We start from the raw sequence: 18,046 nt of genomic DNA on the forward strand, positions 1-18,046 counted from the left end.
CCGGAACCACTTCCAAAAACTAGAGGGACGAAACAAAGGCGATGAGCGCCGCGCGCTCGCGCTCCGAAAGGGCGCGGAAGCGGGCCGCCGCCGGGGCGGCCTCTCCGCCGTGCCACGAGACTGCTTCCGCAACCGAGCGCGCGCGCCCATCATGCAGCAGGCCGGTCTCCCGGGCGAGGGCCTGGGAGATGCCCGCCAGCGGCGGGGTGCGCCAGTCGGAGGCGCCGGCGCCGGGCTCGGGCATGGTGTCGCCGAGGTCGGGGCCCATGTCGTGCAGCAGCAGGTCGGAATAGAGGCGCGCCTTGCCGCCGTCGGCGGTGGGCATCTGCGGCCGGTGGCAGGCGGCGCAGCCCGTGGCGGCGAACAGCCGCGCGCCGGCGGCGTCGGCGGGGGCCTCGCCCTGGGGCGTGGGCAGGGCGGCGACATAGGCCACCACCCGGTCGAGCACCGGCGCGCCGATCTCGAAGCCGGGGGTGCCGTCCGCCGCCGGGTGGGCGCCGTGGGGCGCCGCGCGGCAGGCTGTCTGGGCGGCGGTGCAGTCGCCCCACGGCTCCGGGTGCAGCGGGTTCGACAGGCCGAGATCGAGGAAGAAGGCCTCCGCGCTCTGGCTCTCGATGGAGGGATGGCTCGCCTTCCAGCCGAAGCGGCCGACCCGGAACGAGCCGTCCTTCTGCGGAAGACGCCGGGCACGGCCGGAGATGCCGTCATGCCCCTCGGCCTGCTCCTTCTCCACCGCCAGGATGGCGGTATCGGGCACGGCGGCCATGGCGCCGCGCCCGTGCAGGTCCGGCGCGACACGCAGGGAGAGCCCGCTCTTCGGATCGAGCGGGCCGTAGGCGAGGGCGTCGAGGCGGGGCTTGCGCGCATGCCGCCCGTCCGGGAGGGCGGTATCGTCCGCTGCAATGATGCCTTCTGCCACGAGGCCGGGAACGGCGTCGATCTGCAGCCGCCGGCCATAGACCGGGTCGGCCGCGCCGTCTGCCTGGCCGATCATCAGCACCATGCCGCGCCCGGCCACCTGGCCGGAAACGTCGAAGGCGGCCGAGGCGCGGCCGCCGCCGGGGTGGCAGGAGGCGCAGGAGCGGGCATCGAACAGGGGGCCGAGGCCGTCATCCGCCTGGGTGGTGGTGGGGGCCGGGGTCCACGGCCGCTTGAACAGCGCCTTGCCGATCTGCACGTCGAGATCGTCGAGCGCGCGGGCGGGCGTCGCAGCGCAGGGCGCCCAGGCGGCGAGAATCGCGGCGAGAATCGCGCCGCGCGTCCGGTGTCCCAGAAGCGCGGCGCGCGTCCGATATCCCAGGTGCCGCGCCATCACGCCACCCGGAACCAGCCCATGAGGCCGGAATCCATGTGTTCGAGAATGTGGCAATGGAACACCCAGTTGCCGCTCGCCGCCTTGAAGGCGATGTCCACGCTCTCGTTGGGCTCGACGATGACGGTATCGGCCAGGAACTGCGGCAGCGCCTTCTTCTTGGAGGAGGAGAGCACCTTGAAGATATGGCCGTGCAGATGCATCGGGTGCGCGTGCTTGGTCACGTTGGTGATGGTGAGCACGTAGCTCTGCCCGTTCTTCAGCACGTTGAGCGGCGGCGGCAGGCGCAGGTCCGCCCCCGCGCCCCAGGAGTTGCGGTTGATGGCCCAGAAGGTCTTGTCGCCCACGCACAGGGAATCGACGAGCGCCTTGGCGAGCGGGTCGTCCGGCGGCAGCGGCGGCGCGATGACGGTGGCGCCGGCGGCGGTCTGCACCAGGAAATCGAGATGGGTGGCCTTGGCCACGTCCGGCTGCGGCAGCTCGGCGGGGAAGGGCAGGGCCTTGGGCTTGAAGGGGGTCTTCTTCCGGCCCTTGTCCACCGCCACCAGCGTGGTGAGGAGATAGGGCTCGGCGGTACGGTAATCGTAGATCTTCACTTCCTCGCCGGGGCCGGGCATGCGCACGTGCACGTCGAGCCGCATGGCGGGGCCCATGCGCCAGACGCCATCGGGGGCCGCGCTCAGCAGGAAGGGCGTGGTGGCCTGCCCGTCGGTGGCGATGGCGGCGGCGGCGTCGGTATCGCAGCCGAAGTCGATCACCCGCGTGGAATCGGCGACGATGGCGCGCACTCGCACGTCGCCATAAGCGGGAGCTTCCACCCGCGGCGGCACCACCGAGCCGTTGACCGCCCGCACCGTGCCGAAGGTTCCGGCGGTGGAGGCGCCCTCGTCGGTGAACATCTGCAGCCAGCGGCCGTTCTCGTCCAGCCGCCAGTCCTTCACCGCGATGATGTGCTCGGCGTCGAAATGCACCTGGCTCTCGCGCGGGTCTTCCACGAACAGCATCCCCACCAGGCCGCGGCCCACCTGGCCGGTCTCGTCGCAATGGGGATGGAAGAAGTAGAAGCCGGGATCGGGCAGCGGCACGTTGTAGAAGAAGCGTCCCCCCGCCGGCACCACTGGCTGGGTGATGGGCGCGACACCGTCGAAGATGTAGGGCCCGCGGATGCCGTGCCAGTGCACGGTGGTGGGGTCGGGAAGCCTGTTCTCGAACTCCACCATCAGGCGCGTGCCCTGTGGCGCGCGCAGGGTGAGGAAGGGCGTGCCGTTATAGGCACAGAAGCGGGGCGTGGGCGGCTTGTCCGCGCCGAGCAGGGGCACCGTGGTCTCCTCCGCCACCAGCGACAGGCGCCGCTGAGGGGCATCGGGAGGCAGGGTGTCGATGGCCTTGGGCAGCACCTCGCCGAGGGCGGAAGGCGCGAAGGCCGCGGCTCCCGCCGCGGCCCCCCCCAGCATCAATGCGCGACGCGATATCACCGCCGGCGCCTCACTTCTTGCCGACGGCCGAGGGGTCGTCGAGGCTCGCGGAGCCTTCCACCTTGATCTGGAGCTTGAGGGCGGAGACGCCGCGCTCGATGGCGTGGGCCTGGGCCACCAGGGCGTCGACGCCGGCCTGGATGAGCTTGGCGCCCTTCTCGTTGCCCTCGCCCAGCATCTGGTCGTAGGCCATCTCGCCGGAATCGGCGGTGTCCTTGATCGCCTTCAGGGCGGCCAGCGCGGCATCCGACTTCTGGTCGATCTCGTCGGCGATCTTGGGGTCCCTGGCGCGGATGAGGTCGGCCACGGAAGCGCCGGTGATGGTGGTGCCGTCCGGCTTGGTGAAGCGGCCGTAATACACGTCGCGGATGCCCACTTCGTCATAATAATGCGAGTTGTGGGTGTTGTCCGAGAAGCAGTCGTGCTCCTCTTCCGGGTCGTGCAGGATGAGGCCGAGCTTCATGCGCTCGCCGGCCAGCTCGCCATAGGACAGAGAACCGAGACCGGTGAAGATGACTGCGAGGCCGGCGTTGTCCTTCTTCTTCAGAAGGGTCTTGCGGGCGGCGCCCTTGGCGCTCCAGGCGTCGGTCATTTCCTTCAGGTCGTCCACCAGAGTCTGGGTGGCCACCTTCAGATACTGGCCGCGGCGGTCGCAATTGCCGTTGGTACAGGCCTTGAGGTCATAGTCGGTCCACGAGCGGGCGCCGGCGCCGGGGCCGGTGCCGTTCAGGTCCTGGCCCCACAGCAGGAACTCGATGGCGTGCCAGCCGGAGCCCACGTTCGCCTCCACCCCGCCGGCGCTGTTGAGGTTGTGCAGCAGCTCGGGGGTGATCTTAGTGACGTCGATGGTCTTCTTGCCGATGCGGATTGTCTTGGAGGCGATTACATTGGCGGTGTAGAGCGGGTTCTCGTCGGAGGTCTCGCCATACTTCGATTTGTCGACATAGTCGATGAGGCCCTCGTCGAGGGGCCAGGCGTTGACGTTGCCTTCCCACTCGTCGACGATCTTGTTGCCGAAGCGGAAAGCCTCGGTCTGCTGGTAGAAGGTGCGGGCGTGCTTCCAGGCGTCCTTGGCCTTCTGCTGCGTCTCGGCGCCCGGCGCCGCCACGAAGGCGTCGATGGCCTGCTGCATCTGCTTGGCCGTGTCGTGCGAGGCGCCGTACATCGCCTCCGCCAGATCCGCGTAATGGGTGATCACATCGCGGGGCTTCGGCGCGTCGGCGAATGCCGGCGACACGAAGCTCACCGCGGCGGCGATCGCGCCGGCAATGAAATGCGCGCGCATCAACCTGGTCTCCTGGTTCGGGTAAGGCTCATTCAAATGACGGGGCGGTCGCAAAGGGTCCGCCTCCCCAGCGCGGGCAGATTAGGCAGGGCTCGCCCCCCTCGCAAGCGTGCGGGATAATAATGGAATTGTTCTATTAATTGCTTCCGATAGGTCATGGCAGGCTTCATTTCCGCGTGTCAAGACAAAGAGGTATGCAGCGCTGCGTAGTTCCGCGTCGAGCGCTGGAGCAGGCGGGCTGGATTTAATGTCTTCACAGGCCGGGGGTCCCGGTACTGCGCGGGAGATTGCGTGGGATGCAACGTAGGCTCGAAATCACGATATTGAAGTCGTTCTAAACTGAGCTTCGCCGGCTGACAAACCGCGCCATACGGTGTTAGGAAAGATGTCATGCCTGCTGCCGGCATCGCGGCATGGGCGCGAGATGTATTTTTGAGTTGTTCCAAACTGATCGCGAGATCTTCCCGGTGCGCGGTTTCGCGACCTGATCCCGCGCCCTGAAAGCCGTGCGGGCATTGCGTCGCCGCCGCTGAGCGGGCTTCGGCCCGGCGTGAATAAGGAGACCAGACATGCTGGCTGCACTCCTCGTGGTGTTTCGTGAGGTGCTGGAGGCGGGCATCGTCATCGGCGTCGTGCTCGCGGCGTCGGAAGGCATTCGCGGGCGCGGCCTGTGGATCAGCGCCGGCGTGCTCGGCGGCATCGTCGGCTCGGCGGTGCTGGCGCTGTTCGCCGAGCGGATCTCCAACCTGTTCGACGGCTCCGGCCAGGAGCTGCTGAACGCTTCCATCCTCGCGGTCGCGGTGGTCATGCTGGCCTGGACCGTGGTCTGGATGGCGAGCCACGGCCGCGAGATGGTCATTCAGATGCAGGCGGTGGGCAACGACGTGAAGGAGGGCCGCAAGCCCCTCACGGCCCTCGCCGTCGTGGTTGGCATGGCGGTGCTGCGCGAAGGCGTGGAGATCGTGCTGTTCGTCTACGGCATCATGTCCACCGGCATGGAGAGCGTGCCCGACGTGGTGATGGGAGGCTTCGGCGGCCTGCTTGCCGGTGCGGTGGTGGCGTTCGTGCTCTACCGGGGCCTGGTGGCGGTGCCGCTGAAGTACCTCTTCAAGGTCACGGCCATCGTCATCACCCTGCTGGCGGCGGGGCTCGCGGCGCAGGTGGTGGGCATCCTGCAGGATGCCGGCTTCATCCAGTCCCTGGCGGATCCGGTGTGGGATTCGAGCTGGCTGCTGTCGGATGAGGGCGCCCTCGGCCGGGTGCTGCGCACGCTCGTGGGCTATCGCGCCCAGCCCACCGGCATGCAGGTCATCGCCTATGTGGTGACGGCGGCGGTGATCGTGATCCTCTCCAGCCTCGTCAACAACCGCATCGCAAAGGCCAGGCAGCTTTCCCGCCCCGCGCGGGCCTGAGGGCGGGCCACGCGAATTTGCGCGCGGCTGCACTTGCCGCGCGTGGCGCGCCGACGCATCTTTGCGTAACGGACGGCAGTCCGGCTGCTCCCGCCGCGTGACGGCGCGGGGCGCCGGCCGCGAGCCGCAAAGGAGATGCCGTGAGCCAGGATGCCTCATCCCGCCTGTTCCTGCGTGTCGATTTCCCCGACGGGCGGCGCCTGGGGCCGGGCAAGATCATGCTGCTCGAGGCTATTCGCGAGCATCGTTCGATCCTCTCCGCCGCCAAGGCCATCGGCATGAGCTATCGCCGCGCCTGGCTGCTGGTGGACGAGCTGGACCGCATGTTCGAGCAGAAGGTGATTCTCACCTATCCGGGCCGGCGCGGCGCGGGAACGGAGGTCACGGCGTTCGGCGAGCGGCTCATCGCGCTCTATCGGGCCATGGAGCGGCAGGCCGCCAAGGCCACCCGCTCCACCCTGGACGAGCTCACTCAGGCTCTGGCGGAAGAGAGCGCCCGGCAACCAGCCGAAGAGACGGCCCCGCTGAGCGCGAAGGCGGGCTGAACGGCTCGCTCTGCGCCGGGAAGGCGGGGGAGCGGCTGTCCACCGCCACCGCCTTGATCATGGCCCATACGGGCATGCCCTCCTCCAGCGCCAGCCGTTCGACACTCTCCAGCGTGACGAGGGACTGCAGCCGGCCGTGGGGCAGGCTCACCTCCACCGTCGCATAGGGCCCGCCCTCGCGCCGGATGGCGCCGATGGTGCCGCAGAGCCGGTTCGTCACGGAGACGTCGATGGGCCGCGACAGGGAAAGCGAGACATCGCGCGAGCGGATACGCGCGCGCACCGGCGCGCCCACCGGCCGGTCCACCAGCGGCACCCGCAGCTCCCCGTCGGCGAAGGTGAGGGTGGAGAGGGAAAGCTCCGCGTCGTGGCTCTTCACCACGCAGTCGTAGATGGTGCCGAGGTCGAACCGCCCGAGCACCGGCATCAGCTCAGGGCGAGAGAGCACGTCCGAAAGGGGGCCGCTGGCGATCAGCGCGCCGTCCTGCAGCGCGGCTACGGTATCGGCGAGGCGCAGCACTTCGTCGATGGAATGGCTCACGTAGAGGATGGGCAGCTTCAGGTCGTCCCGCAGGCGCTCCAGATAGGGCAGGATCTCCAGCTTGCGCTGCTCGTCGAGGGACGCGAGGGGCTCGTCCATGAGCAGCAGGCGCGGCTGGGCGAGCAGGGCGCGGCCGATGGCGACGCGCTGGCGCTCGCCGCCGGAAAGGGTGTGCGGCCGCCGCTTCAGGAGGTGGCCGATGCCGAGCATGTCCACCACCGCCTCGAAGCCGATGGAATGGTCGTGCCGGGCGCGGCGCTGCCCATAGCGCAGGTTGCCGTCCACGGAGAGGTGGGGGAACAGGCGCGCATCCTGGAACACATAGCCCACCCGTCGCTTCTCGATGGGCAGGTCGATGCCCCTCTCCACGTCGAGGAAGACCTCGTCCCCCACCTGGATGCGGCCCGTGTCCGGCCGCACCGAGCCGGCGACCATCTGGATGATGGTGGTCTTGCCCGAGCCGGAGCGGCCGAACAGGGCGGTGACGCCGCTCGGCGGCGCGGTGAAGCGGGCCGTGAGCGTGAAGCCGGTGCTGCGCGCGAGGCGGACGTCGATCTCGATCATACGCGCCCCAGTGCGATCTTGATGCGCCGGTCGGCCATCTCGGCCAGCACCAGGGCACTGAGGGCGAGGATGACGGACACCACGGTGAGCCGCAGCGCCATGGCGTCGCCGTCGGGCATGTGGGTGGCGCTGTAGATGGCGAGCGGAATGGTCCGCGTCTGCCCCTCCACGTTGGAGACGAAGGTGATGGTGGCGCCGAACTCGCCGAGCGCGGAGGCCAGCGAGATGAGCGCGCCGGAAAGGATGCCCGGCAGCATCAGCGGCAGCGTCACCGTGAAGAAGGCGTCGATCCGGGTGGCGCCCAGGGTGCGGGCGGCGGTCTCGATGCCCTTGTCCACCCCGTCGATGGCGAGGCGGATGGCATTGACGCTGAGCGGGAAGCTCACCACCGCCGCGGCGACCGTGGCGCCGGCGGTGGTGAACATGAGGCTGATGCCGAACCACTCGTAAAGGTATTGGCCGAGATAGCCGCGGGTGCCCAGCGTGATGAGCAGGATGTAGCCCACCACCACCTTGGGCAGCACCAGCGGCAGGTGGACGATGCCGTCGAACAGGCCCTTTCCGGGAAACTCCAGGCGGGACAGGATCCAGCCCACGAGGATGGCGGGCGGCATGCTCCAGAGGGTGGCCCAGAAGGCGACCCTCAGGCTCAGCACCACCGCTGTCCATTCTTCCGGTGTCAGCAGCATGTGAAAATTCCGGACGGCAATGTCACAAAAATACTAAACCGGAGGGCGGCGCCTGCGAAGGTATTCCTCGCGCGCTACCCTCCGGCTGTTCAAGAATGGGGCCCGCGGCCGGTAGGGCCGCGGCCGCTCACTTCACCACGAAGCCGTACTTTTTGTAGATCTCCTTGGCCTCGGGACCCACCAGGAAGGCGAAGAAATCCTTGGCCTCGGCCGTGTCGTGGCCCTTCGTGAGGGCGAAGGGATATTCCACCGGCGGGTGGCTGTCGGCCGGGAAGGTGGCCACCACCTTCACGTTCTTCGCGATGGCGGCGTCGGTGGCATAGACCACGCCATAGGGCACTTCGCCGCGCTCCACCAGCGCCAGGGCGGCGCGCACGCTCTCGGCGCCGACGATGCGCGGGGCCACCTTGTCCCACACGCCGAGATTGGTGAAGGCGGTCTTGGCGTAGATGCCGACCGGCACGCTGTCGGTAAGGCCGGTGGCGATGCGGCCGTTGGCGCCGAGCAGGGCTTCGATGTCCATGTCCTTGGCGAGGGTGACGGGCTTGGCCTTGTCGGCCGGGGCCACCAGCACCAGCGCGTTGCCGATGGGCACCACGCGCGAAGACGGGATGATCAGGTCCTTCTTCTCCACATACTCCATCCACTTCAGGTCGGCGGAGGCGAAGATGTTGGCGGGGGCGCCGGCTTCCATCTGCTTGGCGAGGGCCGAGGACGCGGCGAAGGAGAACTTCACCTTGCCCTTGCCGCCCTTGGCCTCATAGGCCTTGCCGATGTCCTCGAAGGCATTGGTGAGGCTGGCGGCGGCGAAGGTGGTGACGGTGCTGTCGGCGGCCGCTGCGGTGGCGCTCGCCGGCTGCTCCGCGCGGGCGGCCCCGAAGAATGCGGTGGCGACGACGAGGCCCAGAACGAGGCTGCGCCGCCGGATGGAAAAATCGATCATGGCAATATGTCCCCGGTTGGTATGTCCGTTGATATATAGCATGTCCGGGAGGCACAAGGCGCGGCGTTGCCGCACGGTCAATGGCGCGCGGGCTCTCAGCCGCCGACGAGGCGCAGGGCGAGCGCGCCCGGCGCCAGCATGGCGAAGGCCCAGATGGCCGCGCTCGCCACGTTGGCGAGCTGGAAATGGCTCTGCCGCATGGCCAGGATGCCGGCGATGAGCGGCACCACCGCCCGCACCGGGCCGAAGAAGCGGCCCACCGCCACGCCCCACACGCCGAAGCGGGTGAAGAAGTCTTCCGCCCGCGCCACCAGGTCCGGCCGCCGGCTGAGGGGCCAGAAGGTCTTGGCGCGGTCCTTGTAGTAGAAGCCGAACCAATAGGAGATGGCGTCGCCGAGGGACGCGCCGACCACCGCCGCCAGCCAGATGGGGAAGAAGTGGAGGCCGGATGCCTCGATGAGCGCGCCGATGGCCAGCAGCAGCACGGTGGCGGGCACGAGAAAGGAAACCAGGGCCAGCGACTCGCCGAACGCGAGCGCGAAGACGATGGCCGGCGCCAGCGCCTGGTGCTGCTGCACGAAGGTCGTGGTGGCGTCGATCAGAGCCTGTGGGTCGAGCATGGGTCCTCCGCCCGGCATCTTTTCCGGTCCCTCCGCTGCGGGCGGGCGCCGCGCGGGGGCCTGGGATGTCTGCGCCCTATATGGCGATGCAGTGCGGCGGAAAAGCGTACGGCGGTTGCCGGCGGCGCAGGTGGGCACCGGAAGGCGGCGAAAAGCGCAGCTTCCGCGGTCGCTGCCTTGAAATCGTCACGCGGATGGGTCATATGCACTGTCATGGTGATCCGTCGGCAGGCGGTCGTTTTTGAAGGGCCGGAAAGGCCACGAGCGACGCAGGCGGGTGACGGCACTATCGGGCCGCGTAGCGGAGACCGCTCGGAGCTTCATTTTCCTGGAAGCGTCTCAGGCGGCTTAGCCCGAATTCTATTTTCTTCTCAGACACCCCAGGCCACGCGGGATGTCGCAGATCCTCGCGATCCGTGTCGCCGCGCAGCTTTACGCATGCGCGCCGCGGTGCTGTTCGCCCATGAAAGACAGAGCTTGACCTCTTTTGCTTCCCTCGGCCTCGCCGAGCCCATCGTCCGCGCCCTCACCGAAGAACGGCACGTGACGCCGACCCCCATTCAAGCCCAGGCCATTCCTGAAATCCTCGCCGGCCATGACCTCATCGGCATCGCCCAGACCGGCACCGGCAAGACCGCCGCCTTCGCCCTTCCCATCCTCGATCGCCTGGTGCGCCATCCGCGCCGGCCGGAGCCCAAGGCCGTCCGCGCCCTCGTGCTTTCGCCCACCCGCGAGCTGTCCGGCCAGATCGTGGACAATTTCCTGAAGTTCGGCCGCCATTCCCGCGTTTCAGTGTCGCTCGCCATCGGCGGCGTGCCCATGGGCCGACAGATCCGCGCCCTCTCGCGCGGGGTGGACGTGCTGGTGGCGACCCCCGGCCGCCTCATCGACCTCGCCGACAACAATGCGGTGCGGCTCGACCAGGTGGAAGTGTTTGTCCTCGACGAGGCGGACCAGATGCTGGACATGGGCTTCGTCCATGCCATCCGCGCCGTGGTGCGGCGCCTGCCGCGCAAGCGCCACTCGCTGTTCTTCTCCGCCACCATGCCGTCGGCCATCGCGGAACTCGCCGGCTCCATGCTGCACGAGCCGGTGGAAGTGGCGGTGACTCCCGTCGCGAAGACCGCCGATCGCGTGGACCAGCGCGTGGTGTTGGTGGACAAGCCCAACAAGGGCCCGCTCCTGGCCGAGGTCCTCTCCAAGGAGGAGATCGACCGCGCCCTGGTGTTCACCCGCACCAAGCACGGCGCCGACAAGGTGGTGCGCGTGCTGGCCAAGGCCGGCATCGCTGCCGAGGCGATCCACGGCAACAAGTCGCAGAACCAGCGCGACCGCGTGCTCGCGGCGTTCCGCGAGGGCACCGTGCGTACCCTGGTGGCCACCGACATCGCCGCCCGCGGCATCGACGTGACCGGCGTGAGCCACGTCATCAACTTCGACCTGCCGAACGTGCCCGAGAGCTACGTGCACCGCATCGGCCGCACCGCCCGCGCGGGCCGGGAAGGCATCGCCATCTCCTTCTGTGATCATGAGGAGCGCGCCTACCTCAAGTCCATCGAGCGGCTGATCAAGATTCAGATCCCCTCCACCGACCGCCGTGGCGCGGGGGCGGCCTTCGATGTGCCGGAAGGCGAGCCGCTCGCAGTCTCTCCCGTGGAGACGCGGGAGGAGGGCCGCTCGGGCCGCCCCGGCGGCCGCCAGCGCCGCCCCGAGGGCGGCCGTAACGGCGCGCCCCGCCAGGGTGGGCGCCAGGATCGCCGGAACGACGAGCGTCGCTCCGAGGATCGCCGCTCCGAGGGCGGGCGCGACGAGGCCGCGCGCCGCGAGAAGCGCCCTGCCGCTCCGCGCGGCGAGGCGCGGGATGGCCAGCCGCGGGAGGCGCGTGCCGCCCAGGCTCCGGGACAGGCTCATGCGCCGCGCGCGCAGCAGCCCCGCCCGGCCAAGCCGCGCCATGACGAGGCCCGCGGCAGCCGCGCGGCCGGTGGCGAGATGGGGGGCATCGGCTTCATGAAGGCGGTGCCGGCCCGTTCGGAATCCCGTCAGGAGACCCGCGGCAACGGCGCCAAGCGCCCGGTCCGTTAATCAGAAATGCCACGGCGAGGCCGCGAAACGGCCTCGCTTGCGCGTTAGCTATGGGCCCGAACGCGGAAACGTGAGATAAGGCCCGCCAGTGCCGCCCCGGGATGGGGCCGTGGAGACGACTATATGGCGAAGGAAGAACTGCTGGAGTTCGAGGGAACGGTGACGGAAGTGCTCCCGGACGGGAATTTCCGCGTGCGGCTCGACAACGACCATCAGATCCTGGCCTATGCGGCCGGCAAGATGAAGAAGAACCGCATCCGCACCATCGAGGGTGACCGCGTGGTGGTGGAAATGTCGCCCTATGATCTCGATCGGGGCCGCATCAATTTCCGTCACAAGGCGGAAGGTTCGGCACCGCCTCCCGGCGCGCGCCGCCAGCAGAATTTTCGTCGTCGCTGAGGACTGGGCGAGGCGGCAGACGGATGGGCTACTTTCGTTCCATAAGGCTGCCGCGGCCGCACCTGACCGCGCGCATGGCCGCACCGGGAGACGCGCTCGCGATAGCGGGCGTGATGGTGATCGCCGTGATCGCGCTGGCGCTGCCGGTGGCGTGGAATGGCTTCGTCCTCGTCTATCACGACAGCATCGACTATCTCGGGCTCACCTTCACCTGGCAGATGCCGGAGTTCCGCACAGCGGCCTACGGGCTGTTCGCGGGCATCGGCCGGCTTGCGGGCAGCCCCACGGCCATCGTGCTGGCGCAATCGGCGCTGGTGGTGCTCACCATCGCCCTCTGCGTGCGCGCGCAGTTCGCGCCGCCGCGCTTCCTGATGGCGTTCACGGTGGCGATGATCGCGGCCCTCGCGGGCGGCATCTCGCTGTTCGCGAGCCAGGTGATGGCGGATGTGTTCGCCGGCGCCATGGTGCTCGGCCTCGTCAGCCTGATGCTGTTCTTCGACGGGCTTTCGATGCCGCGCCGGATGCTGCTCGCCGCCTTGTGCGCGGTGGGGGTGGCGGTGCACACCAGCCATGTGGGGCTTGCCCTGGGTTTGCTCATGCTCGGTGGCATGGCGCGCCTTGCCCGGCGGCGCTGGCCGGGCGTGCCGCAGGTGCGGCTGCGTGAGGCGGCGTTCGCCGCCATCGGCGGCATCAGCCTCGCGGTGACTGCCAACGCCTATGTGACGGGCCGCCCCTTCCTCGCTCAGACCGCGACCGTCCAGGCGCTCGCGCTGTTCATCGAGGGCGGCGTCACCAAGTCCTATCTTGACGAGAACTGCCCGCCGGCCGGTTCCCACAAGCCGGCGCCCTACAAGCTGTGCGCCTATCGCGACCACCTGCCGCCGACAGCGAACGACTTCCTGTGGGCGCGGGGTGCTTCCCCCCTCTACAAGCTCGGTGGCTGGGATGCCCTGCGCGGGGAGGCGGCGGCGATCGTGGACGGCTCGCTGGAGACCATGCCCGACCAGGTGGTGCGGCAGACCCTCGACCTCACCGCCATCCAGTTCCTGATGCTGGACCCCGGCGACGGCCTGGGCCCGCGCTGGAACTATTACGTCCAGACCATCGGCAAGTGGTATCCGGGCAGCGCCAAGGCGTTCCAGGGCTCGCGCCAGCAGCATGGCATCGACTTCAAGCCGCTCTATTGGCCCACGCGGGCCATCATGGGCGTGTCGCTGGCGGCGCTGCTCATCTTCGCGCTGGCGTGGCGGCGTGCGCCGCGGCAGGCCATGTTCGCGGCCGCGATCCTCGCGGCCCTGGTGGGCAACGCCTTCATCTGTGGCGCGCTCTCCAACCCCAACCACCGTTACCAGGGCCGCCTCGTGTGGCTGGTGGCGAGCTCGGCGGCCATGATGGTGCTGGCGCAGACTTCCTTCGGCCGGGTGCGGGAGAGGGAAGGGACGGCGCCGGCCCTGGGCTAGGCATCTTCCCTGCTGGTGCCCACTGCCGCGGGAGCGCCGCTTTCCCGAGGCCACTGCCGAGGCGTTCGCAACCGTGAACGGCTGCGTTGCTTGGCCGTGCGGGTGCGTCAATCATGCTTCATGCGGGCAGCGGCACCCCCGCCTTCCTGCAAAACGTAAAGGCCCAGGCATCCCGCCCGGGCCTTTTCCTTGCGTGGACAGGCGCTCAGCGCTGCACGTAGACGGTGGTGCCGACCTTCACGCGGTTGTAGAGGTCCGTCACGTCGTCGTTGGTCATGCGGATGCAGCCGGAGGACACCGCCTGCCCGATGGTTTCCGGCTCGTTGGAGCCGTGGATGCGGTAGAGGCTGGAGCCGAGATACATGGCCCGCGCGCCGAGCGGGTTGTCGATGCCGCCGGGCATGTAGCGCGGCAGGTCGGGACGGCGCTTCAGCATCTGCGCCGGCGGCGTCCAGCCCGGCCATTCGCGCTTGGCGCTCACGGTCTTCACGCCAGCCCACTGGAAGCCGTCGCGGCCCACGCCCACGCCGTAGCGGATGGCCTGGCCCGGTGCGGTCACGTAGTAGAGCCGGCGCTCGGACGTGCGGATGACGACGGTGCCGGGCCGGTACTTGCCGTCGAACGCCACCGTCTGGCGCGGAATGGGCGAGGAGCTGCTCACCACCCCGACGTCGGAGGGGGAGGCGAGGAACAGCTTCGCGAAGGGGAACAGGTCATAGCGATCATCGGCCCGGGCAGGGGCCGCCGCTACCAGCGCGACCGCGATTGCGGCGGCGGAGAGGGCTTTCAGGTGCATCATGGCGCTCGGTCTCGCGTGCTTGGACCCGGGCGGGCGGAACAACCCCTCGATACGCAACACCTCCCGCATGCCCAAGGTCTATTTTTCGCCACAAACAAGCATGACCGCAACCGCTTTGTGGCGGTTCGGTTCCACCCCCGCGCGCGGCTGAGGCGCTTTTCGCGCCGGTGCGCCGCAAAAGCCACGCTCGCGCTGCGGCAAGGGCGCTCAGCTGGCTGCGGCGCGGACAAAGCCGGCGAGGGCGGTGTTGAAGTCGCCCGCCGCTTCCAGGAAGGGGGCGTGGCCGGTTTCCGGGAATAGCGCGAGGCGCGCGCCGGGCACGAGGCCGGCGATGTGGCGGGCCATTGCGGGCGCCACCACCTGGTCGTCCTCCCCCTGCGCCACCAGCACCGGCACCCGCAGGCGGGCGAGGGCCTCCGCATATTCGGCCGGGCGGTCGAACAGGGCGGCGCGCACCTGAGGGGGCACCACCATGTTGAAGCCGATGAGGGTCTCCACCAGCGCGGCTGGCGGCGTGCCGGCGAAGCAGCGGCGCACGAAGGCGCGGGTGGAGGAGATGTTCTGCGCCAGGTCGTCCACGCACATGCTGCGCATCAGCCGGTTGCAGGTGCCGTAGAATTCCCGCGCGTTGGCGGTGGCCGCATCCACGAAGACGATGCCGCCGAGGCCGGCGTCGCCGTGCTGGAGGAGGTAGTCGCCGATGATGCGCCCGGCATAGGACCACCCGACCAGGATGGGCCGCTTCAGGCCGCTGCCCGCGATCACCGTGGCGAGCTCGTCGGCCCAGCGCCGGGGCTCCTTGTAGAAGCGGGCATCGAGCGGCTTGTCGGAGCCGCCATGGCCGCGGAAATCGTAGGCCACCATGCGAAAGGCGGCGAGCTGCGGCGCCGTCATCTGCCGCATCCAGACCAGGCCGCAATGGGAGAAGCCGTGGATGAACAGCAGCTCCGGCCCCTCCGCGGCGCCCCATTCCTGTACTTGGATGGACAGGCCGTCGGGGGTCGTCAACGCGAAGGCCCGCGTGGGCGGGGGCAGGAAGTCCGAGGCGGGGGAGGCGGTATCAGGGAGAGAGATCATGGCGGCTCCGCGGGGCGAGAGCGCATCCTAGCGTGGATTTCCCGGCGGCGCGGCGGTCTCTGCCCAGGCGCGCGCATTAAAGCATCCGCAACCCATTTCCCGCAGGAAGGAGGGCATTCGCGCCCGGCGGGAAGATCCGGGCGTGCCGCGGCCGCCGGCCGGGTTTTCGCAAGGGAAGGGGTCTCATCATGTCCGGACGCTTCAAGCCGCAGGGCTGGTTGCCGCGTGTCCGCGCCACGCGGCTCGGGGCGCTGGCGCTCGCCGCGGGACTGGCGGGCGCGAGCTTGCCCGCGGGTGCGGCCGAGCACTACATGAGCCTCGGCCTGCCCTTCTTCGAGCCCTACCGGGTGGGCATCGCCACGCTGGACATCAACGCCGGCAAGGTTTCCGGGACCCTGGCTCCACCCGCCGGAGATCCGCGTCCCGCTGTGCCGGTCACGGGCACCCTGAGCGACGGTATCCTGAAGCTGACCATCGGCACCGGCACCGATGCCTATAGCCTGAGCTTCAGCGAGGGCGAGCGTGGCCTGCACCAGGTGTGGGACGAGACCCTGGCCCTGGGCGATCTTGACCGCATCACCCTGTTCCGCCCGGCGGATGATTTCTCCGAGACCGCGCTAGCGCTCCAGCATCTGAGCGACGACTGGTGCGGCCAGGTCTATGGCGGGGTCTCCGTGGTGCTGCGCGCCTCGGCGCTGAAGTCCATGGCCGAGCCGCCGGCGGCCCTCGCCGACCTGGACGTTTCCGCCAACAGCCTCACCCACGGCATGGTGAAGGCGAAGCTGAAGGACGTGTGGAGCCGCCTGCGGCTCGCGGCCCATGGCGGCGACGACATCGCCATCGACGTGGCCGCGCCGGTGGGCGCGGAGGCGGCGGCCGCCAGGGCATTGCGGGCCGAGCCGGCGGTGGCGGCGGTGACGCTGCCCAACGCCTGTACCGAGATGGCCCTGGTGGTGGTGCCGCGCGCCAAGGTGGGCGAGGGCGGCATGGTTTCCGAGGCCAAGCTGAAGGGCTACCTGGAGACCGCGCTCGGCCGCCTGCTGTCCGGCGCACCGGCGGAAAGCACCACGCCCGGCCCGCGCAAGTTCAAGCTTTCCGGCGCGAGCGTCGCCAAGGGCCCAGCCGGGGCGCCCGTGTTCACCGCCCAGGTGACGGGCGAATCGGAGGCGACGCGTCTGGCGAAGGGTAGCTGGGACCAGTTCACGCTGACGATCCGCCCGGTGGTCACCGCCACCGATACCGGCGCCACCATCTCGCTCATTCCCACTGTGAGCGACATAAAGACGGCGAAGAGGGCCGGCGCCCAGATGCCCGCCGACACGGCCTTCAAGCCGCTGGACGACGAGGCGGCGGCCATCGCCATCGGCCATCGCGTGGTGTCCTGGCTGGCGGCGGCGGAAGGCTCGCGCTGCGGCTTCCTCACCAGCGCCGGCTTCGACGAGCCGGACGGCGCCTACAGCTGCGGGAACGTGGCGCTGGACGACGCCGCGCACGCCGAGGACAACTGAACCGCGCGCAGGGACAGGACCCGTGCAGGGGAGCAGGCGGAGCGCCTTGCTCCCCTTTTCTTTTTGGTGCCAGGCTCGATGCCCGGCGCCTCAGCCGGCGCGGCGGAAGAGATGGGCGCCGTGGTCCGGCCGGGCGGCATGGATCATCATCAGCTCGCCCACGTTTTCCGGCGTCAGCAGGCCCACGAGGCGGCCCTCGCCGTCGAGCACGCCCACGGCGGGCGCCTGGGCGGAGGTGATGAGCTTCAGCGCCGCGTCGAGCCGCGCCCGCGCCTCCACTGTGGGGATATCCTGCTGCATCACGTCGATCACGGGGGTCTGCGGGCCTTCGTCCTTCAGGGCGCGGATCATGGCGTCGCGGGTGAGCACGCCGCGCAGGCGCCCGCCGCCGTCCACCACCGGGAACTCGCGCTGGGTGGTGCGGATGAGCGCGTCGGCGGCATCGTCCACGGTGGCGTTGGGGGCGAGCGTCTCGAAGTGGGTGATCATCGCGTCGCCCACCGAAAGCCCGCGTGAGGCTTCCTTGAGCTGCACCTGCCCGGCCTCGCCGGAGGCGGCCAGGAACACGAACACGCCGATGATCATCAGCATGGGATTGAAGAAGATGCCCGCCAGCCCCAGCGCGATGGCGATCCCCTGGCCGATGGAGGCGGCCGTGGCGGTGGCCCGGCCGAAGCCCATCCGCATGGCGAGCAGGGCGCGCAGCACCCGTCCGCCGTCCATGGGAAAGGCGGGAATGAGGTTGAACACCACCAGGAAGATGTTCGCGCCCGCCAGCTTCACCAGCATGGAGGTGCCGGGGTCCTCGATCCGGGAGAGGTCGTCGGTGTTGAAGCCGGCGCCGAGGATGAGCAGCAGCACCGCCGCGATAACCACGTTCACCAGTGGTCCGGCAATGGCTACCACCAGCTCTTCCAAAGGCTTCTCGGGAATGCGTTCCAGGCTTGCGATGCCGCCGAACGGCCATAGGGTGATGTCAGGGGTCTTCACGCCGAAGTGACGCGCGGCGAACACGTGCCCCAGTTCGTGCAGCAGGACGCAGGCGAACAGGAGCGCGACGAACAACACCCCCTGCCAGGCGGCATCGGCGCCGCCGGTCCGGTAGTAGGCGGCCCAGATCCATACCAGGAACAGAAGGAAGGTCACGTGGATGCGGATGGCGGTCTCGCCGAGGCGTCCGATGGTCAGGGACCAGGGCATGGGGTGATCTCCGGGGGATCTCCAGGGGGACCCCTTCACACATAGGCCGTGCAGATCGGCGCGCAATACGGATTGCTCCGGGGCGCGGCACGTACCTGTTGAAACTAAGGTTACCTTATTATAAGGTGGAAGATG

General features: G+C 69.2%; 16 protein-coding genes. 6 read left to right on the top strand and 10 right to left on the bottom strand.

Translation table 11 applies throughout. The features are described from left to right. Positions 1 to 19 precede the first annotated feature (19 nt). Genes V5F61_RS12105 through V5F61_RS12115 form a run of 3 tightly spaced genes read right to left on the bottom strand, consistent with a single transcriptional unit; the run spans position 20 to position 4,072 of the window. Positions 20 to 1,312 (bottom strand): di-heme oxidoredictase family protein, encoded by a 1,293-nt coding sequence (locus tag V5F61_RS12105; protein ID WP_393989723.1) that lies wholly within the window; start codon positions 1,310 to 1,312, stop codon positions 20 to 22. After that, positions 1,312 to 2,766 (bottom strand): multicopper oxidase family protein, encoded by a 1,455-nt coding sequence (locus V5F61_RS12110; RefSeq protein WP_393989724.1) that lies wholly within the window; start codon positions 2,764 to 2,766, stop codon positions 1,312 to 1,314. The genes V5F61_RS12105 and V5F61_RS12110 overlap by 1 nt, the downstream gene beginning before the upstream one ends. Positions 2,767 to 2,797: 31 nt before the next feature. Then, positions 2,798 to 4,072, bottom strand: coding sequence for an imelysin family protein (locus V5F61_RS12115; RefSeq protein ID WP_393989725.1), 1,275 nt, complete (start codon positions 4,070 to 4,072; stop codon positions 2,798 to 2,800). Between the two features lie 569 nt (positions 4,073 to 4,641). On the opposite strand from V5F61_RS12115, the gene V5F61_RS12120 reads away from it, so the two are divergent. Then, positions 4,642 to 5,484, top strand: coding sequence for an FTR1 family iron permease (locus tag V5F61_RS12120; protein ID WP_393989726.1), 843 nt, complete (start codon positions 4,642 to 4,644; stop codon positions 5,482 to 5,484). Positions 5,485 to 5,624: 140 nt separating this feature from the next. Then, positions 5,625 to 6,029 (top strand): winged helix-turn-helix domain-containing protein, encoded by a 405-nt coding sequence (locus V5F61_RS12125; protein WP_393989727.1) that lies wholly within the window; start codon positions 5,625 to 5,627, stop codon positions 6,027 to 6,029. Here V5F61_RS12125 and modC read toward each other — a convergent pair. The 4 genes from modC to V5F61_RS12145 all read right to left on the bottom strand — a co-directional run bounded on the left by modC (position 5,953) and on the right by V5F61_RS12145 (position 9,386). Beyond that, on the bottom strand, positions 5,953 to 7,134 hold the full coding sequence (gene modC, locus V5F61_RS12130) for a molybdenum ABC transporter ATP-binding protein (protein ID WP_393989728.1): 1,182 nt from the start codon (positions 7,132 to 7,134) through the stop codon (positions 5,953 to 5,955). The genes V5F61_RS12125 and modC overlap by 77 nt on opposite strands. Then, positions 7,131 to 7,823: a molybdate ABC transporter permease subunit gene (modB, locus tag V5F61_RS12135; RefSeq protein ID WP_393989729.1), complete on the bottom strand. Its 693-nt coding sequence runs from the start codon at positions 7,821 to 7,823 to the stop codon at positions 7,131 to 7,133. The genes modC and modB overlap by 4 nt, the downstream gene beginning before the upstream one ends. Before the next feature lie 127 nt (positions 7,824 to 7,950). Next, positions 7,951 to 8,766 carry a molybdate ABC transporter substrate-binding protein gene (gene modA / locus V5F61_RS12140; protein WP_393989730.1) on the bottom strand — a complete coding sequence of 272 codons (816 nt, stop codon included), beginning with the start codon at positions 8,764 to 8,766 and terminating at the stop codon, positions 7,951 to 7,953. A gap of 95 nt (positions 8,767 to 8,861) precedes the next feature. Continuing rightward, positions 8,862 to 9,386, bottom strand: a complete 525-nt coding sequence (locus V5F61_RS12145) for a DedA family protein (protein ID WP_393989731.1) — start codon at positions 9,384 to 9,386, stop codon at positions 8,862 to 8,864. 477 nt (positions 9,387 to 9,863) lie between these two features. Here V5F61_RS12145 and V5F61_RS12150 point away from each other — a divergent pair, with 477 nt between their 5' ends. From V5F61_RS12150 to V5F61_RS12160, 3 genes are all read left to right on the top strand, one after another. Further along, the gene (locus V5F61_RS12150; RefSeq protein WP_393989732.1) at positions 9,864 to 11,468 is read left to right on the top strand and encodes a DEAD/DEAH box helicase; all 1,605 of its coding nucleotides are present in this window, start codon (positions 9,864 to 9,866) and stop codon (positions 11,466 to 11,468) included. A 123-nt stretch (positions 11,469 to 11,591) separates the two neighbouring features. Further along, a complete protein-coding gene (infA, locus tag V5F61_RS12155; RefSeq protein WP_188578066.1) occupies positions 11,592 to 11,867 on the top strand; it encodes a translation initiation factor IF-1 in 276 nt (91 codons plus the stop codon). A gap of 74 nt (positions 11,868 to 11,941) precedes the next feature. Then, positions 11,942 to 13,327 carry a hypothetical protein gene (locus V5F61_RS12160; RefSeq protein ID WP_393989733.1) on the top strand — a complete coding sequence of 462 codons (1,386 nt, stop codon included), beginning with the start codon at positions 11,942 to 11,944 and terminating at the stop codon, positions 13,325 to 13,327. A 205-nt stretch (positions 13,328 to 13,532) separates the two neighbouring features. On the opposite strand, the gene V5F61_RS12165 is transcribed toward V5F61_RS12160, so the two are convergent. Together V5F61_RS12165 and V5F61_RS12170 are read right to left on the bottom strand one after the other, a co-directional pair. Next, positions 13,533 to 14,126: a L,D-transpeptidase gene (locus tag V5F61_RS12165; protein ID WP_393989734.1), complete on the bottom strand. Its 594-nt coding sequence runs from the start codon at positions 14,124 to 14,126 to the stop codon at positions 13,533 to 13,535. Positions 14,127 to 14,333: 207 nt separating this feature from the next. Beyond that, complete coding sequence (locus tag V5F61_RS12170; RefSeq protein WP_393989735.1) at positions 14,334 to 15,203, bottom strand: alpha/beta fold hydrolase; 870 nt, start codon at positions 15,201 to 15,203, stop codon at positions 14,334 to 14,336. Between the two features lie 188 nt (positions 15,204 to 15,391). Here V5F61_RS12170 and V5F61_RS12175 point away from each other — a divergent pair, with 188 nt between their 5' ends. Beyond that, positions 15,392 to 16,711 carry a hypothetical protein gene (locus V5F61_RS12175; RefSeq protein ID WP_393989736.1) on the top strand — a complete coding sequence of 440 codons (1,320 nt, stop codon included), beginning with the start codon at positions 15,392 to 15,394 and terminating at the stop codon, positions 16,709 to 16,711. A gap of 90 nt (positions 16,712 to 16,801) precedes the next feature. On the opposite strand, the gene V5F61_RS12180 is transcribed toward V5F61_RS12175, so the two are convergent. After that, positions 16,802 to 17,911, bottom strand: a complete 1,110-nt coding sequence (locus tag V5F61_RS12180) for a site-2 protease family protein (protein ID WP_393989737.1) — start codon at positions 17,909 to 17,911, stop codon at positions 16,802 to 16,804. Positions 17,912 to 18,046 lie beyond the last annotated feature (135 nt).

The sequence above is a fragment of the Xanthobacter sediminis genome (assembly GCF_043195015.1).
Classification (GTDB): domain Bacteria; phylum Pseudomonadota; class Alphaproteobacteria; order Rhizobiales; family Xanthobacteraceae; genus Xanthobacter.

What these genes read in the sequence shown, in the direction of transcription:
- V5F61_RS12105 (WP_393989723.1), bottom strand. Translation starts at nt 1,312, where the DNA reads ATGGCGCGGCACCTGGGATATCGGACGCGCGCCGCGCTTCTGGGACAC.
- V5F61_RS12110 (WP_393989724.1), bottom strand. Translation starts at nt 2,766, where the DNA reads ATGCTGGGGGGGGCCGCGGCGGGAGCCGCGGCCTTCGCGCCTTCCGCC.
- V5F61_RS12115 (WP_393989725.1), bottom strand. Translation starts at nt 4,072, where the DNA reads ATGCGCGCGCATTTCATTGCCGGCGCGATCGCCGCCGCGGTGAGCTTC.
- V5F61_RS12120 (WP_393989726.1), top strand. Translation starts at nt 4,642, where the DNA reads ATGCTGGCTGCACTCCTCGTGGTGTTTCGTGAGGTGCTGGAGGCGGGC.
- modC (WP_393989728.1), bottom strand. Translation starts at nt 7,134, where the DNA reads ATGATCGAGATCGACGTCCGCCTCGCGCGCAGCACCGGCTTCACGCTC.
- modB (WP_393989729.1), bottom strand. Translation starts at nt 7,823, where the DNA reads ATGCTGCTGACACCGGAAGAATGGACAGCGGTGGTGCTGAGCCTGAGG.
- modA (WP_393989730.1), bottom strand. Translation starts at nt 8,766, where the DNA reads ATGATCGATTTTTCCATCCGGCGGCGCAGCCTCGTTCTGGGCCTCGTC.
- V5F61_RS12145 (WP_393989731.1), bottom strand. Translation starts at nt 9,386, where the DNA reads ATGCTCGACCCACAGGCTCTGATCGACGCCACCACGACCTTCGTGCAG.
- infA (WP_188578066.1), top strand. Translation starts at nt 11,592, where the DNA reads ATGGCGAAGGAAGAACTGCTGGAGTTCGAGGGAACGGTGACGGAAGTG.
- V5F61_RS12160 (WP_393989733.1), top strand. Translation starts at nt 11,942, where the DNA reads ATGGCCGCACCGGGAGACGCGCTCGCGATAGCGGGCGTGATGGTGATC.
- V5F61_RS12165 (WP_393989734.1), bottom strand. Translation starts at nt 14,126, where the DNA reads ATGATGCACCTGAAAGCCCTCTCCGCCGCCGCAATCGCGGTCGCGCTG.
- V5F61_RS12170 (WP_393989735.1), bottom strand. Translation starts at nt 15,203, where the DNA reads ATGATCTCTCTCCCTGATACCGCCTCCCCCGCCTCGGACTTCCTGCCC.
- V5F61_RS12175 (WP_393989736.1), top strand. Translation starts at nt 15,392, where the DNA reads ATGTCCGGACGCTTCAAGCCGCAGGGCTGGTTGCCGCGTGTCCGCGCC.
- V5F61_RS12180 (WP_393989737.1), bottom strand. Translation starts at nt 17,911, where the DNA reads ATGCCCTGGTCCCTGACCATCGGACGCCTCGGCGAGACCGCCATCCGC.